Source organism: Ruegeria sp. CDSC054 (assembly GCF_059610645.1).
Map to the genome: position 1 here is coordinate 95,219 of NZ_JBXWOA010000013.1, position 20,253 is coordinate 115,471.

The 20,253-nt window shown below is 57.6% G+C and carries 21 protein-coding genes; 14 read left to right on the forward strand and 7 right to left on the reverse strand.

Features of this window, described 5'->3' with window-relative positions; genetic code table 11:
• Positions 1–25: 25 nt before the first annotated feature.
• Both hemH and AC2FGC_RS19810 read right to left on the reverse strand, forming a co-directional pair.
• The gene (gene hemH, locus AC2FGC_RS19805) at positions 26–1,075 is read right to left on the reverse strand and encodes a ferrochelatase (protein WP_496726681.1); all 1,050 of its coding nucleotides are present in this window, start codon (positions 1,073–1,075) and stop codon (positions 26–28) included.
• A 57-nt stretch (positions 1,076–1,132) separates the two neighbouring features.
• Positions 1,133–1,963, reverse strand: a complete 831-nt coding sequence (locus tag AC2FGC_RS19810) for a methyltransferase domain-containing protein (protein WP_496726680.1) — start codon at positions 1,961–1,963, stop codon at positions 1,133–1,135.
• 16 nt (positions 1,964–1,979) lie between these two features.
• Here AC2FGC_RS19810 and AC2FGC_RS19815 point away from each other — a divergent pair, with 16 nt between their 5' ends.
• The 5 genes from AC2FGC_RS19815 (at position 1,980) to AC2FGC_RS19835 (ending at position 5,054) form a co-directional block, all read left to right on the forward strand.
• Positions 1,980–2,708, forward strand: coding sequence for a ComF family protein (locus tag AC2FGC_RS19815; protein WP_496726755.1), 729 nt, complete (start codon positions 1,980–1,982; stop codon positions 2,706–2,708).
• Positions 2,709–2,745: 37 nt separating this feature from the next.
• Positions 2,746–3,003 carry a glutaredoxin 3 gene (gene grxC / locus AC2FGC_RS19820; RefSeq protein ID WP_058272991.1) on the forward strand — a complete coding sequence of 86 codons (258 nt, stop codon included), beginning with the start codon at positions 2,746–2,748 and terminating at the stop codon, positions 3,001–3,003.
• The gene (locus tag AC2FGC_RS19825; RefSeq protein WP_496726679.1) at positions 3,003–3,833 is read left to right on the forward strand and encodes a carbon-nitrogen hydrolase family protein; all 831 of its coding nucleotides are present in this window, start codon (positions 3,003–3,005) and stop codon (positions 3,831–3,833) included. Before grxC ends, AC2FGC_RS19825 begins: the two co-directional genes overlap by 1 nt.
• A 14-nt stretch (positions 3,834–3,847) precedes the next feature.
• Entirely contained in the window at positions 3,848–4,288 is a 441-nt protein-coding gene (locus AC2FGC_RS19830) for a MarR family winged helix-turn-helix transcriptional regulator (protein WP_496726678.1), read from the forward strand.
• Between the two features lie 382 nt (positions 4,289–4,670).
• The gene (locus AC2FGC_RS19835; RefSeq protein ID WP_496783246.1) at positions 4,671–5,054 is read left to right on the forward strand and encodes a hypothetical protein; all 384 of its coding nucleotides are present in this window, start codon (positions 4,671–4,673) and stop codon (positions 5,052–5,054) included.
• A gap of 72 nt (positions 5,055–5,126) precedes the next feature.
• Here the strand turns inward: AC2FGC_RS19835 and ubiG are convergent, their stop codons facing one another.
• A complete protein-coding gene (ubiG, locus tag AC2FGC_RS19840) occupies positions 5,127–5,873 on the reverse strand; it encodes a bifunctional 2-polyprenyl-6-hydroxyphenol methylase/3-demethylubiquinol 3-O-methyltransferase UbiG (RefSeq protein ID WP_496783248.1) in 747 nt (248 codons plus the stop codon).
• Positions 5,874–5,921: 48 nt separating this feature from the next.
• On the opposite strand from ubiG, the gene pip reads away from it, so the two are divergent.
• From pip to AC2FGC_RS19885, 9 genes are all read left to right on the forward strand, one after another.
• Positions 5,922–6,899: a prolyl aminopeptidase gene (pip, locus tag AC2FGC_RS19845; RefSeq protein WP_496783251.1), complete on the forward strand. Its 978-nt coding sequence runs from the start codon at positions 5,922–5,924 to the stop codon at positions 6,897–6,899.
• Positions 6,896–7,717: an ABC transporter substrate-binding protein gene (locus AC2FGC_RS19850; protein WP_496783253.1), complete on the forward strand. Its 822-nt coding sequence runs from the start codon at positions 6,896–6,898 to the stop codon at positions 7,715–7,717. The genes pip and AC2FGC_RS19850 overlap by 4 nt, the downstream gene beginning before the upstream one ends.
• A 93-nt stretch (positions 7,718–7,810) precedes the next feature.
• Positions 7,811–8,728, forward strand: coding sequence for a hypothetical protein (locus AC2FGC_RS19855; protein ID WP_109311266.1), 918 nt, complete (start codon positions 7,811–7,813; stop codon positions 8,726–8,728).
• Between the two features lie 9 nt (positions 8,729–8,737).
• Positions 8,738–8,908: a hypothetical protein gene (locus tag AC2FGC_RS19860; protein ID WP_496726673.1), complete on the forward strand. Its 171-nt coding sequence runs from the start codon at positions 8,738–8,740 to the stop codon at positions 8,906–8,908.
• 164 nt (positions 8,909–9,072) lie between these two features.
• Complete coding sequence (gene rimP, locus AC2FGC_RS19865; RefSeq protein WP_496726672.1) at positions 9,073–9,663, forward strand: ribosome maturation factor RimP; 591 nt, start codon at positions 9,073–9,075, stop codon at positions 9,661–9,663.
• Complete coding sequence (gene nusA, locus AC2FGC_RS19870; RefSeq protein WP_496783255.1) at positions 9,663–11,270, forward strand: transcription termination factor NusA; 1,608 nt, start codon at positions 9,663–9,665, stop codon at positions 11,268–11,270. Before rimP ends, nusA begins: the two co-directional genes overlap by 1 nt.
• 22 nt (positions 11,271–11,292) lie before the next feature.
• A complete protein-coding gene (locus tag AC2FGC_RS19875) occupies positions 11,293–11,916 on the forward strand; it encodes an RNA-binding protein (RefSeq protein WP_058272981.1) in 624 nt (207 codons plus the stop codon).
• A gap of 8 nt (positions 11,917–11,924) precedes the next feature.
• A complete protein-coding gene (gene infB / locus AC2FGC_RS19880) occupies positions 11,925–14,408 on the forward strand; it encodes a translation initiation factor IF-2 (protein ID WP_496726671.1) in 2,484 nt (827 codons plus the stop codon).
• A 269-nt stretch (positions 14,409–14,677) separates the two neighbouring features.
• Positions 14,678–16,015 (forward strand): metal-dependent hydrolase family protein, encoded by a 1,338-nt coding sequence (locus AC2FGC_RS19885; RefSeq protein WP_496726669.1) that lies wholly within the window; start codon positions 14,678–14,680, stop codon positions 16,013–16,015.
• Positions 16,016–16,169: 154 nt separating this feature from the next.
• On the opposite strand, the gene AC2FGC_RS19890 is transcribed toward AC2FGC_RS19885, so the two are convergent.
• The 4 genes from AC2FGC_RS19890 to AC2FGC_RS19905 are packed head-to-tail and all read right to left on the reverse strand — an operon-like array spanning position 16,170 to position 20,170.
• A complete protein-coding gene (locus AC2FGC_RS19890; protein ID WP_496726668.1) occupies positions 16,170–16,997 on the reverse strand; it encodes an alpha/beta hydrolase in 828 nt (275 codons plus the stop codon).
• Positions 16,998–17,000: 3 nt separating this feature from the next.
• Complete coding sequence (locus AC2FGC_RS19895) at positions 17,001–17,897, reverse strand: tryptophan 2,3-dioxygenase (RefSeq protein ID WP_496726667.1); 897 nt, start codon at positions 17,895–17,897, stop codon at positions 17,001–17,003.
• Between the two features lie 45 nt (positions 17,898–17,942).
• Positions 17,943–18,971, reverse strand: coding sequence for an L-threonine 3-dehydrogenase (gene tdh, locus AC2FGC_RS19900; RefSeq protein ID WP_496724273.1), 1,029 nt, complete (start codon positions 18,969–18,971; stop codon positions 17,943–17,945).
• A 14-nt stretch (positions 18,972–18,985) separates the two neighbouring features.
• Positions 18,986–20,170, reverse strand: a complete 1,185-nt coding sequence (locus AC2FGC_RS19905) for a glycine C-acetyltransferase (RefSeq protein ID WP_496726666.1) — start codon at positions 20,168–20,170, stop codon at positions 18,986–18,988.
• Positions 20,171–20,253 lie beyond the last annotated feature (83 nt).

Here is a 20,253-nt window from a genome sequence, read left to right on the forward strand (position 1 = left end):
TTCATATTTATTTGGTGGGAATCGGTCAGTCGAGCCAGCCCTTCAGATTGTCTTCGATTACCTTGCCCAGTGCGCCAATGTGCGAATCATCGTCATTGAGGCAGGGGATATAGATAAAGGTCTGACCGCCAGCCTCTTCAAAGCTTTCCTTGATCTCTTCGTTGATCTCTTCAAGCGTCTCGATGCAATCGGCGGAAAACGCGGGCGCTATCACGGCGATGTTCTTCTTTCCCTGCCGCGCCAGATCAGCCACGTGATCCACGGTATAGGGTTTCAGCCATTCCTCGGGACCGAATCGCGATTGGAAGGTTGAGACCAGCTGATCGTCCGACCAGCCCAGCCGTTCCTTCAGCAATCGGCTCGTTTTCGCGCATTGGCAATGATAGGGGTCGCCCTGCTGCAAATAGCGCTCTGGCATGCCGTGATAAGAACAAACCAGGATATCCGGTTTGGTCTCCAGCGCGGCATAGGCTTTTTCCACTGACCCGGCCAAAGCGTCGATATAAGCTGGCTCGTCGAAATAGGCGGGAACAGTGCGCGCGGCAGGTTGCCAGGCTTCGTCCATCAGCGCACGAAAGAACTGATCGTTTGCCGTGGCGGTCGTCGCGCCAGCGTATTGCGGGTAAAGCGGAAAGAACAGGATGCGGTCGCAGCCCGCGGCAACCATCTCTCGCACTTTGGATTTGGTCGAAGGGTTGCCGTAGCGCATGCAGAAATCGACCATCACTTGATCGCCATAGCGTTCCTGCATCGCGTCGCGCAGCTTTGCTGTCTGATCCTTGGTGATCGTCATCAGCGGGCTTTCGCTCTTGTCATGGTTCCAGATCGACTTGTAGGCCTCGCCCGAACTGAACGGGCGCTTGGACAGGATGATGCCTTGCAGAATCGGCTGCCATTTCCACTTGGGATAGTCGATTACGCGCTGGTCCGACAAAAACTCGTTCAGATACCGGCGCATCGGCCAATAGCTGTAGTCATCCGGTGTGCCAAGATTGGCCAACAGAATGCCGACGCGGCCCATTTTGACCTTGGGGTGGTCTGCTGGGGCATGATCGGGGCGAGTGGCGTCAAACATCTGATGCTTCCTGAGATTTCTCTGTACTGGCCTGAGATAACCGGAAAAGCCCGGTCGTCAATTGGACAGTTTGCCTTCTTTTGTGCCCAGCGCATCCGCAAGCCGCGCTTTGGCTGATCCGGGGCGTAATGGTTTCTGTTGGCTGTCATCTGGCGACCAGCCGGTTAGGCAGATCAATTCATAGGTGGCGGCCAACCGCCCCCCAGGCGTTGAGAAGTTGTCGGCATAAACCTGCTGCGCACGGGCAAAGACCTGCCGCTTGGTGGGTTGTTTCATGCGCCCGGACAGGCTGTTGGTCTCACCCATGGCGCGCAGGTCATGCATCAGGTGAAGCATGTCGCGGTATTCCGCCGTCAGGCGCGCGGTGTCGGCGACCGGCAGCGCAAACCCCGCCCGTTGCAGCAACCCGCCAAGATCGCGCAGCTCGGCCATTGGGACGATGCGCGGACTGAGGCCTCCGCTTACTTCGATTTCGGCCTGTCCCAGTGCGGCGCGCAGCTCGTGCAGGGTTTCACCGCCCAGACACACAACCAACAGCAATCCGTCGGGGCGCAGAGCACGGCGACATTGGATCAGTTGTCCAACAGGATCGTTGGCCCAATGCAGCGCCATGGCGTGAATCACCAAATCATGCGTGCCAGGTTGCAGAGCCAGCACCTCATCATCAGGTACGAATTCAGCCTCTGGGATCACCTCGCGCCAGATATGCGCAAACGGCGTCACGATCGCTGGGGCCGTAAAGGTTTTGTTAACCATGGAGAGCCGATCCTGAACCTCGTCCACTGTAGCGCGATGCAGGAACAGGGCTTCGTCCTGTGCACGGGCGCGATGCAGGGCAAGGGCCCGGCGATCAAACAAAGAGGGTGCGTTGGCTTCAGGCAGTTTCATAGGGCGCAATTATCGCATGTGGCAGCGGATTCAAACCGCTGTCTCTCTGATCTACCCGCCGCGCTGCCTGGGATGCGGTGATCTGACCGAGACGGATTTCGGCCTGTGCGGATCCTGCTGGCGAGAAACACCATTTATCGGCGGCGTTGTTTGCGAAAGCTGCGGAGTACCGTTGCCGGGGATGGCAGACGGGCATCGGATTGAATGCGATGATTGCATGGCTGCCCCCCGACCTTGGCGGGAAGGGCGTTCGGCCTTGTTGTATGATGGCAAGGCGCGGTCGTTGATCCTGGCTTTGAAACACGGTGACAGGCCCGAACTGGCGCGCCCTGCGGCACGCTGGCTGGCACGGGCCGGGCAAGACCTGTTTCGGGACGGCATGCTGGTCGCGCCTGTGCCTCTGCACTGGTCCCGGTTGCTGAAACGCCGGTACAACCAATCCGCCCTGCTGGCGCAGCATCTTGGGAAAGAGGTCGGGCTTGAGGTTTGCCCAGACCTTTTGCTTCGCCACCGAAAGACACCGGTTCTGGACGGCAAAACGGCCACCGAGAGGGCTAAAATCCTTGAGCATGCGATCATCGCCCATCCAAAACGACAAGACCAAATGCAGGGGCGCGATATCCTGCTGGTGGATGATGTGATGACCTCCGGCGCAACACTGGCGGCTTGTGCGCGTGTCTGCCTTACATCCGGAGCAAATCATATTTCCGTGTTGACCCTAGCGCGCGTTGCCAAGGATGCCTAATTCGCCCAAGATTATGCGAAACGCGAAGGTACGGAATATGAAACCGGTAGAAATATACACCTCGCCGCTGTGCGGTTTTTGTCACGCGGCCAAACGCCTGCTGAAACAGAAAGGCGTCGAATTCAAGGAAGTCGACGTGCTGATGCATCCCAAGCGCAAGCCCGAGATGATCAAGCGCGCGGGTGGCAAACGGACCGTGCCACAGATCTTTATCGGTGCGCAGCACGTGGGCGGCTGTGACGAACTTTATGAGCTGGAGCGTCAGGGTAAGCTGGATCGCCTGCTCGCGGCCTGATGAAGACCGCGCTGCTGCAAATTACCTCGTCGGACGATCCGGTCGAAAACCTGGACAGGGTGCGCGCCATGATGGCCGAGGCTGCGGCACAAGGCGCGCGGTTCATCCTGACGCCTGAGGTGACGAACTGCGTGTCCACCAGCACAACGCGGCAGCGCGAGGTTCTGCAGCACGAAGAAGACGACCAGACGTTGGCGGGCCTGCGGGATCAGGCCGCCGCGCTGGGTGTCTGGCTGATGATCGGGTCTTTAGCGATCAAGACCCATGACGCGGACGGGCGGTTTGCCAACCGATCCTTCATGATTGACCCGCAGGGGCAGATCGTGGCGCGGTATGACAAGATTCACATGTTTGACGTGCAGGTTACCGAAACCGAGACCTTCCGCGAATCGAAAAACTACCGGCCCGGCGACAAGGCGGTGATTGCCGACACCGATTTTGGCAAGGTTGGCATGACGGTGTGTTACGACATCCGGTTCCCGGCGCTTTACGCGGCGCTGGCGCAGGCGGGTGCGCGTATCCTGACGGTTCCGGCGGCGTTTTCGCCGGTGACCGGGGCTGCGCACTGGGAATCGCTGCTGCGTGCGCGGGCGATCGAGACCGGCTGTTGGGTGCTGGCCCCGGCGCAAACCGGCGAACATCCGAAAACCCGAGGAAAAACGCGCCATACCTATGGCCACAGCATGGTAATTGCCCCTTGGGGAGAGGTTGTCATCGACGCAGGGACCGATCCGGGCATTCACATTTTCGATTTGCGTGATAGTTCTGTGTCTGAGGCGCGCCGACGGGTGCCCTCACTTACTCACACCCGTCGCTTTGACGGACCCTGATCCAGAACCGGACCATGACTGACGAACACAATGCCCTTGCGGTCACGCTGTTCAGCGAAATCCTGACCGCCGATCAGCTGTTGCGCAACCGGCTTAGCCGGGTGTTGCCCAAGGGCATGGAGATTTCGCATTTCTCGGTGCTGAACCATCTGGTTTTTGTTGGGGATGAGCGTAGCCCGGCCCAACTGGCGGACACATTCCACGTGACCCGAGGGGCGATGACCAACACTTTGGCCAAGCTGGAATGGGCCGGATACATCCACATCCGCCCCGACTGGGACGACGCCCGCCGCAAGATGGTGGCGATCAGCCCGGCTGGCCGGAGAGCGCGCGATCAGGCGATTGCGTCAATCGCCCCACTGATCAACCGCGTGGTCGGAGAGCTTGGGCTGGAGCGTGTCCGCAGCACACTGCCCGTGCTGCGGGATTTGCGGTTGCAGTTGGAGGGGGAGTAGGAAGGTCATGCGTTGGTTTAGGAAGCGACGGAAATCCAGTGTGCTTTCAGAGAACGTGACTTCGCCAACCTCCGCTAACGAAGATCAACAAAATCGATCTCACCTGAAGACTTCAAAACCGAGTGGCGCAATCTGGGTTAGCGATGTTTACCAAAGACATGAGCTCAGCATTGGTTTTGTCACTGAACCAATGTGAAACAAGATCACTTCGATCAAGTTTCGCGACGAAGATGTCGAAATCGCTAAGAAACATAGTGACGGAAATAAGAAGAATGCCCGTGGCGAGCATGTCGACTCAGAAGCAGTGCCGAATGAACTCTATTGGAACCTAAGCGAGGCACCACCGAGCACTATACTTCCGGTGTTCAGTGCAGGGCACCCAATGTTGCGTGCGGATGTTGCGGAGATTTTTGAGCACTATGATTTGGGCCAGGCACGCCTGCAAAAAACGCAACTTTTTGGTAATGATACAGAAGCCCCGCCTGATTATGTGGCATATGCTCTAATTTTCAAGAATCAAGGTCATGCAATCGATATTGCAAAGAGCGATGTTGTGCATGTGTGGCCTGGGCGCGAGGTGTTTAAGCCTAAGCCTGATGCCTCACTTGCTGATTGCCTTGTGCCGGATACCAGATCGGTAAATGGTCCAGCAGTCTGGATTGATCCCAATATGTTCAGGTATTTTTTCCTTAGTGACGCACTTGGCAGCGAGCTAACAGCTGCTGGTTTTGGCCCTGCTTTTGGACTGACCCGTTTAGAGTTTTAAGAAATCGTAGGATGGGTGCTTGTACCCATCGCGTCTGTATTGTCGTTGGAATAATGGCTGCAAGCAGCCATCCTACCCCGGCTTCACACTCGCCGTCACATAATTCACGCTCAGGTCGCGGTCCGAGATCGACCAACTCCACAGGATCGGGTTGAACACGAAACCCTTGCGGTCCACCGGGTCCAGCCCGGCTTGGCGCAGCAGGTCGAACAGTTCATCGGGGGTGATGAACTTGTTCCACTCATGCGTGCCGCGGGGCAACCAGCGCATGACGACCTCGGCCCCGAAAATGGCCATAGCATAAGATTTCGGATTGCGGTTGATGGTCGAACAGATCAACAACCCGCCCGGTTTCAGCAATTGCTGCGAGGCTGTCAGAAATCCCAACGGGTCGGCCACATGTTCAACCACTTCCATGTTCAGCACCACATCGAATTGCTCACCAGCGGCGGCCATGTCCTCGGCGGTGGTGTGGCGGTAGTCGATCTCCAGCCCGGATTGTTCGGCATGGATGCGCGCGACGGGCAGGTTGCCTTCGGCGGCGTCCGCTCCGACCACTTCGGCCCCAAGGCGGGCCATGGGTTCGCTCAGCAGGCCACCGCCGCAACCGATATCCAACAGGCGCAGGCCCTCGAACGGATTTGGCGACTTCAAATCGCGATCGAATTCGCCCGCGATCTGCTGTGTGATATAATCCAGCCGACAGGGGTTGAGCATGTGCAGTGGTTTGAATTTTCCATGCGGATCCCACCATTCTGCGGCCATCGCTTCGAATTTTGCGATCTCGGAAGGGTCAACCGTGTTCGGATGCGCTTGCATTCCTGTCTCCGTATGCTCTTTTACGCTTAAGGACTATATAGGGCCATAATGGACAAGTACCCGGACCAAAAGCGCGCAGTTCAATATCTGTACCCGCCGATCGATCCTTTCGATCAGCGTATGGTCGATGTGGGCGACGGACACCGTATCTATATGGAACAATGCGGCAATCCCAACGGCATTCCGGTGGTGATTCTGCACGGAGGCCCGGGCGGTGGCTGCAGCCCCGCGATGCGGCGCTATTTTGATCCGGACGTTTACCGGGTGATTCTGTTTGATCAGCGTGGATGCGGGCGGTCACGCCCGCATGCCTCGGTCACGGACAACACCACTTGGCATCTGGTGGACGATATCGAACGTCTGAGAACTCTGCTGGATATCGACGACTGGATCGTCTTTGGCGGCAGCTGGGGGGCAACGCTTGCGCTGGTCTATGCGCAGTCCCACCCGGATCGGGTCAATCGCCTGGTGCTGCGCGGTGTGTTCCTAGCGACGCAGGCCGAGTTGGATTGGTTTTATGGTGGTGGCGCGGGCAAGTTCTGGCCCGAGCAATGGGCGAAGTTCACTGCTCTGCTGTCGGAAAGTGAACTAAGCGACACGATCGGCGCATATAACAAACGCCTGTTTTCGGGTGATCGCGCAACCGAGATTCTGTATGCGCGCGCCTGGTCCAGTTGGGAAAACGCGCTGGCTTCGATCCATTCGCATGGCGCAACCGGGGAAAGCCCGGGGGAATACGCGCGGGCCTTTGCACGGCTTGAGAATCACTATTTCATCAACCGCGCGTTCCTTGAACGCGACGGGCAGATTTTGGACCAGATGGACAGGATCGCACATATCCCCGGCCATATCGTGCAGGGTCGGTATGACATGATCTGTCCGCCTCAGGCCGCGTGGAACCTTGCCCAGCTTTGGCCCAATGCCGAGCTGAAGATGGTACGTCAGGCCGGGCATGCGCTGTCCGAACCCGGAATTAGCGCGGAATTGGTTCGCATCATGGACCGCGTGGCGGAGGGCGCGCTATGACTCGCATCGACCGTCGTGCTCTGTTTGCTTCCGGTGCTGCTGCCGCGCTACTCGCGGCGACCGGTGCGTCTTTAGCCGATACGCCCAAAGTGGGTGGTACGCTGCGCCTTGCCGTGCCCCGCGATGACAGTTTGGAGCAGGTGGCCCGTGGGGCCGTGTTCGACACCCTGACCGAGATTGCACCCGACGGCACCCTGCGCGGAGAGCTTGCGACCGGTTGGCAAACTGATTCCCAAGCCCGCATCTGGAGCTTTGATCTGCGCGAGAACGCTCGTTTTCACGATGGCGCAGTCCTTGATGTAGGGGATGTGATGGCTGTTCTGGGCGATGTCGGGCAGGTCGACGCCTTGTCAGATAATCGCGTGCGTCTGGAGTTGGCTCAGGCCAACCCGGGTCTACCCTTCCTTTTGGCCGACAGCAGGTTCGTTATTACGCGCAACGGGCAAGGTGTCACGCCCTTGCAGGCGGCGAACGGCACCGGATGCTACCGAGTTGAACGGGCGGAGGATGATCGTCATTTCCTTGGGCGCCGTGTGGCGGGCCACTACAAAGATGGATTGGCTGGCTGGGCCGAAACCCTGGAAGTTATCGTGATTCCCGACGCTCGCGTGCGTACCGAGGCGCTGCGAGACGGCTTTGTGGATATCGCGGCACTGCCGCAGGGCGAAGGGTTCAGCCCGCACCGCGGATTGCGCTTTTTTCCAAGCGAATCCGATATGGCGCTGGCTGTAGCAGGGCATGTCGGCATGCCCCGTCAGATCGGAACGGATCGCCCCCTGGATGATGGCCGCGTTGCCGAGCGTTGGTGGTTGATTTAAACGCCGAAAATTCGCCTGACTTCTACTTTGTGCAAAATTTTGCTATTGTACGCGCTATATTAGCTTAATTGTTTCGAAAATGGGAGAATTCCCATGAGGGTTGAAAGCTTAAAGAATATATCAATATCCATTTTGTCCGTAGCATTGGCGGTTGTTGCGGTGTTTGCCCTGAAATCAGGTAAAGACGTTACCGTAAAAGTCAGCAAAAACGGGACGATAGAGCTGGATGCCCGCGAAGGGCAGTCGCTGACTCAGTTGCTGGACAAGGGTTTTGAGGCCGTAGAGGCGAACCCCGAAGATAGTGCAGAGACGACAGCGCGGAAACTGTCCGATATGCGGGCTCTGACCCGCACGCTGAAGTCGCATGGTTACTATGCGTTGAACGATTCGGATCTGGTTCACGAGATTAGAGGGCTGGAAAAGGAGGATCCCCTGTCGGCCGGGCTGCGCGACGTGCTGTATGATCTGGAAGGTCCGTTTTCGCTGCCCGGAACACTGCGTGGGGCGGATTCAAGGATGTGGCAGGCCATCGCTGATCTGTACGAGGGTATAAAGTCGGAACCGCGTGGTGACAGCCAGCTATTTGCGACGCTTTACACCAACTTCATTCAGCAAGAGACCGTGTTCAGCCCCTTCAAGCACGAGGTAACGGCCGAGGGTGTGTTATTGCATGACGCAAACGGAAACGAAAAACCGATGGTGTACACCTGCCCTGACAGTTTTTTGAAACCGGGGATTACCGTCCTGATCAAACCGACCGGCGGGTCATCCAATATCATGCGTCAGTTCACGGTGCGGCAAGATCCTGTTTTTCATGCCTGTGCCGCGCGGACACCGTTCGAGTTTTTGTCGGGTTCGGAAATGAAGCTGGGGCTGAACCGGGTGGCCTTTGATCAACTCTTCCCACCGCGGACGGCGAATGCCGAGCAGTTTCAGGGCAGGGGCACTCTTTCGGTGATTATCTACCCACGCAACACGCAGCCTGCGCTTTTTGCATCTTCGGCGGAATAGGAGCTTTCCATGAATAAACTTGCTGTTCTCGCTGCCACTATTGCACTTGTGACCGTCGCTCTGTCAGGCGTGGCACATGCCCAGGGACGTCAATGCCTGTTTGACGGCGAAGTCTACGAAGACGGGGACCGCGTTGGTCCTTACCTGTGTGAAAATGGCGAGTGGATTCTGTCAGACTGATATTGTGATTGCCCATCCGGGCGCTTGGGCTTGCAATCTTGCAGTCGCTTGGCTATATGGCCGTTAACAGCGGCGTGTCGGGCTTCGGTCCGGGGCTCCACCGGAAAAGATCGACGGGCCGCGCGCCCGTTTTTTTGTGCCCGACTGACAGGGTAGAGTACCAGATGACAAATGACCTGATAGCCAAAGCAGCCATCGACCGGCGACTGGCCGAGATCATCGCCCCCGTGATCGAGGATCTGGGGTATGAGCTTGTGCGTATCCGCCTGATGAGCGGCAAACAAACCACGCTGCAGATCATGGCTGACAAGCCTGATGGCGGTATCGAAGTGGATGATTGTGCCGAGATTTCGAACGCGGTCAGCGCCACGTTGGATGTCGAGGATCCGATCCTTGACGCCTATGCGCTGGAAGTGTCCAGCCCCGGCATCGACCGCCCCTTGACGCGTCTTAAGGATTTTGAGGCGTTCGAAGGATATGAGGCCAAGATCGAAACCGCCGAACTGATCGACGGGCGCCGTCGTTTTAAGGGTGAGCTGGCCGGGATCGAGGGAGATGAGGTCTTGATCAATCTCGCCGAGGGGGACGAGACGATCACCATCGGACTGCAATTCGACTGGCTAAGCGATGCCAAGCTGGTCCTGACCGATGACCTGATCAAGGAAATGCTGCGCCAGCGCAAAGACGCCGGTGCCCTGAACGAAAACGCTTTCGACGAGATTGAGACCGAAGGGTCCGAAGAGGAGACGAACTGATGGCAATCACCTCAGCCAACCAGCTGGAGCTGCTGCAGACCGCCGAGGCCGTGGCCCGCGAAAAGATGATCGACCCCGGTCTGGTTGTCGAAGCGATGGAAGAATCGCTCGCCCGCGCCGCCAAGAGCCGTTACGGCGCCGAGATGGACATCCGCGTCAGCATCGATCGTAAGACCGGTAAAGCGACATTCACCCGCGTCCGCACCGTGGTCGAGGATGAAGAGCTGGAAAACTATCAGGCTGAGATGACCGTCGAGCAGGCCAAGCAGTATATGGAAACGCCTTCGGTTGGTGACGTCTTCGTCGAAGAAGTGCCGCCGGTTGAAATGGGCCGTATCGCGGCACAATCCGCAAAGCAGGTGATCCTGCAGAAGGTGCGCGAAGCCGAGCGTGACCGTCAGTACGAAGATTTCAAGGATCGCGCAGGCACTATTATCAACGGTGCGGTCAAGCGCGAAGAGTTTGGCAATGTCATCGTCGATCTGGGCGGTGCTGAGGCCGTTCTACGCCGCAATGACAAGATCGGTCGCGAAAGCTATCGTCCGAATGACCGTGTGCGTGCCTATATCAAGGAAGTGCGTCGCGAAGTTCGTGGCCACCAGATCTTCCTGTCGCGCACCGCGCCGGAATTCATGGCCGAGCTGTTCAAGATGGAAGTGCCGGAAATCTATGACGGCATCATCGAGGTCAAAGCTGTTGCCCGTGACCCTGGTTCGCGCGCCAAGATCGCCGTGATTTCCTATGACGGTTCGATCGATCCTGTTGGTGCTTGCGTTGGTATGCGCGGCAGCCGCGTGCAGGCCGTTGTGAACGAGCTGCAGGGTGAAAAGATCGACATCATCCCGTGGAACGAAGATCAGCCGACCTTCCTGGTGAACGCGCTGCAGCCTGCTGAGGTGTCCAAGGTGGTTCTGGACGAAGAAGCCGGCAAAATCGAGGTTGTGGTTCCCGAGGAACAGCTTTCGCTTGCCATCGGTCGCCGCGGTCAGAACGTGCGTCTGGCCAGCCAGCTTACCAATCTGGATATCGACATCATGACCGAGGCCGAAGAATCGGCGCGTCGTCAGAAAGAATTCGAAGCCCGCACCCAGCTGTTCATGGACAGCCTGGATCTGGATGAGTTCTTTGCACAGTTGCTGGTGTCCGAAGGCTTCACCAACCTCGAAGAGGTAGCCTATGTGGAGATCGAAGAACTGCTGGTGATTGACGGCGTTGACGAAGGCACCGCGCAGGAGCTGCAAACACGGGCGCGCGAACACCTGGAAGCACAGGCCAAGGCAGCGTTGGATAGCGCCCGCGCGTTGGGTGTCGAAGACAGTCTTATTGAATTCGAAGGCCTGACACCCCAGATGGTTGAAGCGCTGGCCAAGGACGATGTGAAGAACCTGGAAGACTTCGCCACCTGCGCTGACTGGGAACTGGCCGGTGGTTGGACCACGGTCGACGGCCAGCGAATCAAAGATGACGGTGTTCTGGAACCTTTCGGTGTAACGCTGGAAGAGGCGCAGGATCTGGTCATGACAGCTCGGATCATGCTGGGCTGGGTCGATCCTGCTGAGTTGGAGCAGGCCGAAGAAGAAGTTACCGAAGAGGAGGCCGAGGCCTGATCTCGGGCTTCGGGTGGCGCAAATGGGTCGCGGTGGCGTCCATAAGGATCGGTCCGAAGGGCCTGAACGCAAGTGCATCGCCACGGGCGAGGTTCAACCTAAATATGGGTTGATCCGCTTTGTGACGGGGCCAGATGGTCAGGTCTTTCCGGATGTCGCGGCAAAACTGCCGGGACGTGGCGTCTATGTCGCGGCGGATCGCAGCGCGCTGGACAAGGCCGTGGGCAAAAAGCTGTTTGCACGTGGTTTCAAGGCGCAAGTCAGCGTGCCTAACGATCTCGCGGATGAAGTTGAGCGTCAGATTGCGCGCCGTGTGATCGAGTTGGTGAGCCTTGCGCGCAAATCCGGTGACGCGATCGCCGGTTACGAAAAGGTCAAGACGTGGCTGGACCGGGAAGAGGCCCAGGTACTGATACAAGCCTCTGATGGATCGGGGCGCGGCAAGTCGAAACTGAGCACGCCGCACTTCGGAACATACATCGGCTGGCTGACGGCGGACGAGCTGGGACAGGCATTTGGGCGCCAAACCGTGATTCATGCGGCGCTCGCCTCTGGCGGACTCGCCAAACGTGTTGTAGAGGAAGCGCAGCGCCTGCGTGGCTTGCGCGAAACGGATGACGGCGGCAGGGGCCGCGCGGAAGGGTAAGAAGCTTTATGAGCGATAATGACGGCAAAAAGACATTGGGTCTTCGTGGCGGGGCACGCCCCGGAAATGTGAAACAAAGTTTCAGCCACGGACGTACCAAGAATGTCGTGGTGGAGACCAAACGCAAGCGCGTGGTGGTTCCCAAGCCGGGTGCCGGCAAGCCGGGTGGCGGAGCAACGCCCTCGGGTGATCCGTCGCGCCGCCCTGCCGGGATTTCCGATGCGGAGATGGCCCGCCGGATGAAGGCGCTGCAGGCTGCCAAAGCCCGCGAGGTCGAAGAGGCCGCCGCCCGTGAGGCAGCTGAAAAAGCGCGTGAAGAAGAACGCGCCCGTCGTCGTGCGGAGCAAGAGGCTAAGGAACGCGAACAGCGTGAGGCCGAAGAACGTGCACGTGCCAAGGCCGAAGAAGATGAACGCAAGCGCAAAGAGGCTGAAATTGCGGCCCAACGCGCTGCTGCTCCGGCTGCACCAGCAGAGCCCAAGGCGGCTGCTCCGCGCAGCCCGGCCAACAAGCCTGCACCGGCTGCAACGCCGCGGAAAAACGATCGCGAGCGTGAACAGCGCGGAAATCGTGGCAAAGGCCGTGATGACAACCGCCGGTCCGGCAAGCTGACACTGGGTCAGGCAACGGGCGGCGAAGGTAATCGGCACCGCTCTATGGCGGCGATGAAGCGCAAGCAGGAGCGGGCGCGTCAGAAAGCCATGGGTGGTACGGTCGAGCGCGAAAAGGTAATCCGCGACGTACAGCTGCCCGAGGCGATCACGGTGTCAGAGCTGGCCAACCGTATGGCCGAGCGTGTGGCAGACGTTGTCAAATCGCTGATGAACATGGGCATGATGGTCACGCAGAACCAGACCATTGATGCCGATACCGCCGAGCTGATCATTGAAGAATTCGGTCACAAAGTGACCCGTGTCTCTGATTCGGATGTCGAGGACGTCATCAAAGAGGTCGAGGACGACGAAGCCGATCTGAAATCGCGTCCGCCAGTCATCACGATCATGGGTCACGTTGACCACGGCAAAACCTCGCTTCTGGATGCGATCCGCGATGCGCGGGTTGTGGCAGGCGAAGCGGGTGGCATCACCCAGCACATCGGTGCCTATCAGGTAACAACCGATAGCGGCACCACGCTGTCTTTCCTGGATACGCCGGGTCACGCGGCCTTTACCTCGATGCGCTCGCGCGGTGCTCAAGTCACGGATATCGTGGTTCTGGTTGTGGCCGCCGATGACGCGGTGATGCCGCAGACGGTCGAAGCGATCAACCACGCAAAAGCGGCCGGAGTGCCGATGATCGTGGCGATCAACAAGATCGACAAGCCAGGCGCGAATCCGGACAAGGTGCGCACCGATCTGCTGCAGCACGAAGTCATCGTCGAGAAAATGTCGGGTGAAGTTCAGGACGTCGAAGTCTCTGCGATCACCGGTCAGGGTCTGGATGAGTTGCTGGAAGCCATCGCGCTGCAATCCGAGATTCTGGAGCTGAAAGCCAACCCGAATCGCGCTGCCCAAGGTGCCGTGATCGAGGCACAGCTGGACGTGGGTCGCGGACCCGTCGCTACTGTTCTGGTTCAGAACGGCACGCTGCGTCAGGGCGATATCTTCGTCGTGGGTGAGCAATACGGTAAAGTCCGAGCGCTGATCAATGACAAGGGTGAACGCGTCAAGGAAGCTGGCCCCTCGGTTCCTGTCGAGGTTCTGGGTCTGAACGGCACGCCCGAGGCTGGCGACGTTCTGAACGTGACCGAGACCGAAGCGCAGGCCCGCGAGATCGCCGAATACCGCGAACAGGCCGCCAAGGACAAACGCGCTGCCGCTGGCGCCGCAACGACCCTTGAGCAGCTGATGCAGAAAGCCAAGGAAGACGAGAACGTCAACGAACTGCCAATTCTGATGAAAGCAGACGTTCAGGGCTCGGCTGAGGCCATCGTTCAGGCGATGGAGAAGATCGGCAACGACGAGGTACGCGTGCGCGTGCTGCACTCGGGCGTAGGTGCGATTACCGAAACCGATGTCGGCCTGGCCGAAGCATCCGGTGCGCCGATCCTGGGCTTCAACGTGCGTGCCAATGCGTCGGCGCGGAACACCGCGAATCAGAAGGGCGTGGAAATCCGCTACTACTCGGTAATCTATGACCTTGTGGACGACGTGAAAGCCGCCGCATCCGGCCTGCTGAGCGCCGAGATTCGCGAAAAGTTCATCGGTTATGCCGAGATTCGCGAAGTCTTCAAAGTTACCGGCGTCGGCAAGGTTGCTGGCTGTCTGGTCACCGAAGGCGTGGCGCGTCGTTCCGCAGGCGTCCGCCTGCTGCGCGACAACGTGGTGATCCATGAAGGCACGCTGAAGACACTGAAGCGCTTCAAAGACGAAGTGGCCGAGGTTCAGTCAGGTCAGGAATGTGGGATGGCGTTCGAGAACTACGACGATATCCGTGCAGGCGACGTGATCGAAATCTTCGAGCGCGAAGAGGTCACCCGCACGCTGGATTGATCCGGTAGTACAGTAAAACAAAAAACAGCGGCTCACTCGGGCCGCTGTTTTATTTTTGTGAATGATTGCAAGCCTTTGATTGTGCGTATGAGATTCTCTGAATCCAGTCAGACGGTGCGTTTTACAATCCTGCCCTAATTATGAGATGAGTCTGACTTCAAGGTCGGCTATGCGGACAAAGCCGACCTTGCAGAAAAGTGAGGGAATCCTTGAAAAAGCTTGCTTCCGCTGGGATGGTTTCTCCGACAGAATTTTCTGAGGAATTTAGAATGCATTTTCCCAAACTTGCGGCGGTTTCGTCGATTTTTCTCACTATAGCCAGTTCGCAAGCGCTCTCCCAGGATGGGGGGCCGATACTGTTCACAAACGTCAACGTGTTTGATGGTGTGAATGAGGAAATGATTACAAATGCCTATGTTGTTGTAACCGACAATCTGATCACAGATGTGTCCTCAGAACCCCTCGCCGTCGCCAATGGTATCGTCATCGATGGCGGCGGGCGAACGTTGATGCCGGGCCTGATCGACGTACACTGGCACACGCTTTACTGTTGCAATCCGCAGAGTGTGGTTGTGACCGGCGATATTCTTGAGGTCGCGGTGCGGGGTGCCATCGGGTCCGAAGGCACGTTAATGCGCGGCTTTACAACGGTGCGCGACGTTGGCGGCAATTCATTTGCCATAAAACGGATGATTGACGCAGGCGAGATCGAAGGCCCCCGTATCCTGCCGTCCGGCCCACCCGTGACACAAACCGGCGGCCACTTTGACTATCGCCCCTACCAAGCGGTTCCGACGAACGGCGCGGATTCGCAATGGTACTGGTACAGCGTTGGTTTGATGGCGCAAGCTGATGGTGTTCCGGAAGTGGTCAAACGCGCGCGTGAGATCATGCGCATGGGTGCAACCCAACTTAAGATTTCCACCGGTGGCGGGGTGTCATCCACCTATGATCCTCTGGATGTACGCCAATACACCAAGGCCGAAATCGAGGCTTTTGTAGAGGTGGCCGACACCTACAACACTTATGTTGCATCTCATGTCTTCACGGACGAGGCTGTGGAAATTGCCGTTGCCGCTGGCGTTAAGTCCATCGAGCATGGTTTTTTGATGAGCCGCGAAACGATGGAACTGATGCGCGACAACGACGTGTGGTTGTCTGTGCAGCCTCTTCTGGATGACGAGGATGGCTTTTCTTTCGACGACCCTGTCAGCCAGCAGAAATGGATCGACGTCACCAACGGCACAGATTTCACCTATAAAACTGCGAAAGATGTTGGTGTGAAAGTCGCCTTTGGCACCGATATCCTGTTCGATCCCAAACTGGCCGAACGTCAGGGTGCGTTCCTTGCCAAATTGCAGCGCTGGTACACGCCATACGAGGTGCTGAAAATGGCGACTTCAACCAATGCTGAACTGCTCAAACTCTCAGGCCCGCGCCACCCTTATCAACAAGGTGACCTGGGTGTGATCGCAAAGGGCGCTTATGCCGACTTAATCCTGGTGGACGGCAATCCGCTGCAAGATATCGACCTGATCGCAGACCCGCATGAGAATTTCGATCTGATCATGAAAGACGGCAAAGTCTACAAGAATACGCTGGACTGAGTTCCAGATGAAGTCCTTTGCTCAAAGCCAATTTTGTAACGACTGCGTTGGGCTCGAACCGGGCGTTCGAAGCTTGGCTACAAAGGTAAGGTTTGTAATGGTTGTGTTAATTTCCCGGGAAAATATCAAATCAGTTGATTTTTGATGCCTTTGACTACCGATTTGCCGGCAAAAACGTCCCTCGATGCATGATGATATCGAAGTGCTGCATGCCCTTTTGCAAATCGAAACTGACCGAATGCCCGCCTTTGCGCAGAGCTTCCGCATAATCACGACTTTGGCGGATGAATTCCGGCGTGTCCCGTTCCGCCACTGTCACGTGATAGCGTGGGCCGGGGGGTGGCAGGTGCAGGATCGGGGACAGATCGTGCACTTCGACCGGGGTCAACTGCAGCGGGTCGTTCACCGAGGTCAGGCTGATCGGTTCCAGATCATAGACGCCGCTGATCAGAATAACATCGCGCACGCGCAATCCTGCGCGGGCCAACGCATCCGCCGAGGTCGCCATGACCATGGCCACCAGATGCGCGCCAGCACTGTGTCCCGATAGGGTGATCCGCGACGGATCAAAGCCCAAATTGAACGCGTTCTCTGCCAGCCAAAGCAGGGCATCGCGGCATTCGTTGACCATCTGATCCAGCCGCGCATCCGGGGCCAGCGTGTAATTCAACGTGGCAAAGGATTGCTCGGCCTCAATCAGTGCGGGGGCCATCATCGCTGATTCGCGCTGGCTGAGCGCTTGCCAATATCCGCCGTGAACAAAAACGTGCAGAGGCGCGCCTGCTCCTTTCGCGGGAAAGAAATCCAGCACTTGCGCCGGCGATTCGCCATAGGCGACGTTTTCCTTCACGTCCATCCTCGCCCGGTGCTGCGCGCTGAGTGCGGTGTAGCTGTCCAGATAAGGCGTCAGATCGCCACCGATCATCGAACTGGGGGAGTATTCACGCTCCAGCTCATCCTTAGGGAACCCTCGATACAGCATCGCCTACTCCTGCCCCGCATACATCAATTCGGTGCGCACATCGTAGAGGTCGTGGAAGAAGCGTAAATTCAGGGCCTTGCGCAGAAAGGACACGCCGCTGGATCCACCCGTGCCAGTTTGGTTGCCGATGACACGTTCCACAGCCGTGACATGGTCAAAACGCCAGCGTTGGAACAGGGATTCGACGTCCATCAGCTTTTCGGCTAGCGCGTATAGGTCCCAATACTGGTCCGTATCGCGGAAAACCTGCCCCCATATCTTCACCACGCGGTTGTCGCCGGAATAAGGCTGCGCATAGTCCCTGTTCAGTAAATCATCGGGCACATCGAAACCCTGACGGGACAACATGTGCAGCACCTCGTCATACAAGGACGGTTTCGTCAGTGCGGCGTCTAGCATCGCCATCACTTCGGGATCATGTGCGTGAACCTTCAGGGTCGAGGCATCTTTGTTGCCCAGAATAAATTCGATCTGACGATAGCCGTAGCTTTGGAAGCCCGACGAACTGCCCAATGCCTCGCGGAAGGTCATGTAGTCGGCCGGCGTCATGGTCAGCAACGTCTCCCAAGCCGAGATCAGCTGGCGCTGAATCGCCTTGACCCGGTCGAGGTTCTTCATCGCAGGCCCGAATTCATCCTTTTGCAAGAACCGGCGCACCTCGACCAGTTGGTGGTGCATCAGTTTCAGCCACAGCTCGCTGACCTGATGGATGATGATGAACAGCATTTCATCCGGTTGCGCAGGGTCCTGAAACGTCTTTTGCAGGTTCAGCAAGGTCTTGAGCTGCAGGAAGTCGCCATAACTTTTGCGATGGGTTTCCGCGAAATCGGTGACCAGAGTGTCCTCGATCCCGCGTTCCAGATACCGGTCCTTGTCGCCCATTTGCTCCTCCAAACGCATGATTTCACCCCTGTTTAGGGTCTGGTCCCGCGCAATTCCAGAGCGTTAAGTCCAGTCCAGAACAACTTTGCCTGATTGGCCGGATTTCATCGCGTCAAAACCTGCGGCGAAATCGTCGACCTTCATCTGGTGTGTGATGACCCGGCTGACGTCCAGACCGTTCTGCAACATGGCGATCATCTTGTACCAGGTTTCGAACATTTCGCGCCCATATACACCTTTGATGGTGATGGCCTTGAAGACGATACGGCTCCAATCCACCGGGGATTTTCCGGGGGGAATGCCCAGCAAGGCGATTTTGCCGCCCATCACCAGTGCCTCGACCATCTGGTCCAGTGCGGCTTGCGAACCGGACATCTCCAAGCCGACGTCAAACCCCTGCTGCATACCAAGCTCGGTTATGACATCTTGCAGGTCTTCCTTGCTGACATCCACGGACCGCACGGTGGGCACGACGTGTTCAGCCAGCTTTAGACGATCCGGGTTAATATCGGTGATCACCACATGCCGCGCGCCTGCATGCCGGGCGACAGCGGCTGCCATGATACCGATAGGGCCTGCGCCCGTGATCAGAACGTCTTCGCCCAGCAGGTCGAAGCTGAGCGCAGTATGAACGGCGTTGCCCAAAGGATCGAGAATGGCTCCGATTTCGTCAGGTACGTCTTCAGGCAAAGGCACCACGTTGAAGGCAGGAAGTTTCAAGTATTGGGCAAAAGCCCCCTGTTCGTTTACACCGATGCCCCGTGTACCAGGATCCAGATGGAACTTGCCCGCGCGGCTTTGGCGACTGTCGGTTGTGATCAGATGACCTTCGCCAGAACAGCGCTGGCCGATCTCCAGACCGGTGACATTGCGCCCGATTTCGACGATCTCACCCGCGAATTCGTGGCCCGTGATCATCGGGATCGGCACGGTGGCTGCAGCCCAGTCATCCCAGTTCCAGATATGGATATCTGTCCCGCAAATGCCGGTCTTGTTGATGCGGATCAGAACCTCGTCCGCGTCGATTTCGGGCACCGGAGCCTGCACCATCCACAGGCCTTCCTCGGGTTTGGATTTCTCCAAAGCTTTCATTGTGTTGGGGCGCATCAGATCACTCCCAATTCTTTGCCGACCTTGCCAAAGGCGGTCAGCGCACGGTCCAATTCGTCCTTTGTTAGAGCCGCATTCATCTGTGTTCTGATCCGTGCCTGTCCACGTGGGACCACTGGGAAAAAGAAGCCCGAAACATAGACGCCTTCGTCGAACAGGCGCGACGCCATATCTTGCGCCAGTTGCGCCTCGCCCAGCATGACAGGGATAATTGGATGCTCACCGGGCAGGAGGTCAAAGCCCAGATTTTCCAATCCTGCACGCCAGTATTTCGCGTTGCCGAACAGTTGCGCGCGCAGCATGTCGCCCTCTTCGACCAGGCGGATTGCTTCCAATCCGGCGGCGACGATGGAGGGTGGCAGCGAGTTTGAGAACAGATAGGGCCGCGCCCGCTGCCGCAGCAGATCAATCACTGGCTGCGGCCCGGCGATGTAACCGCCGATTGCCCCGCCTAGTGCCTTGCCCAAGGTTCCCGTCAGAATGTCCACGTCGACACCGAAGTGATCCGACGTGCCCGCCCCGTTTGGCCCCATGAAGCCGGTGGCGTGGCAGTCATCCACCATGACGATGGCATCGTATTTGTCCGCCAGCTCGCGAATTTTTGGCAGGTTGGTCAGATAGCCATCCATTGAGAACACGCCATCGGTCGCGATCATGATGTGCCGCGCACCATCCTCACGCGCTTGATTCAACCAAGCCTCAAGATCGTTCATGTCATTGTTCATGTACCGATAGCGCTTGGCCTTGCACAAGCGCACGCCGTCGATGATCGAGGCGTGGTTCAAACTGTCCGAGATGATGGCGTCTTCAGGCCCTAATAAAGGCTCAAACAGTCCGCCATTGGCATCGAAACAGGCGGCGAACAGAATCGAATCATCCTTGTTCAGGAATTTGGCCAGCTTCTGTTCCAACTCACGGTGGATGTCTTGCGTGCCGCAGATGAACCGGACCGAGGCCATGCCGAATCCCTTGGGTTCCATAGCGCCTTTGGCGGCATCGATCAGAGCGGGGTGATCGGCCAGACCCAGATAGTTGTTGGCGCACAAGTTGATGACTTGTTTGTCGCCCACCGTAATCTCACCACCCTGAGGCGAGGTGATCATTCGTTCGCGTTTATACAGACCCTCAGATTCGATCTGCGCGAGGGTGTCCGTGATGTGGGACAGGAATGCATCAGCCATGGCGGTCTCCGTTTGTCTGAGTCGCATATCTAACATAACGGACATAATTCCCAAATGGGGGAATTACAATATACGAGAAAAAA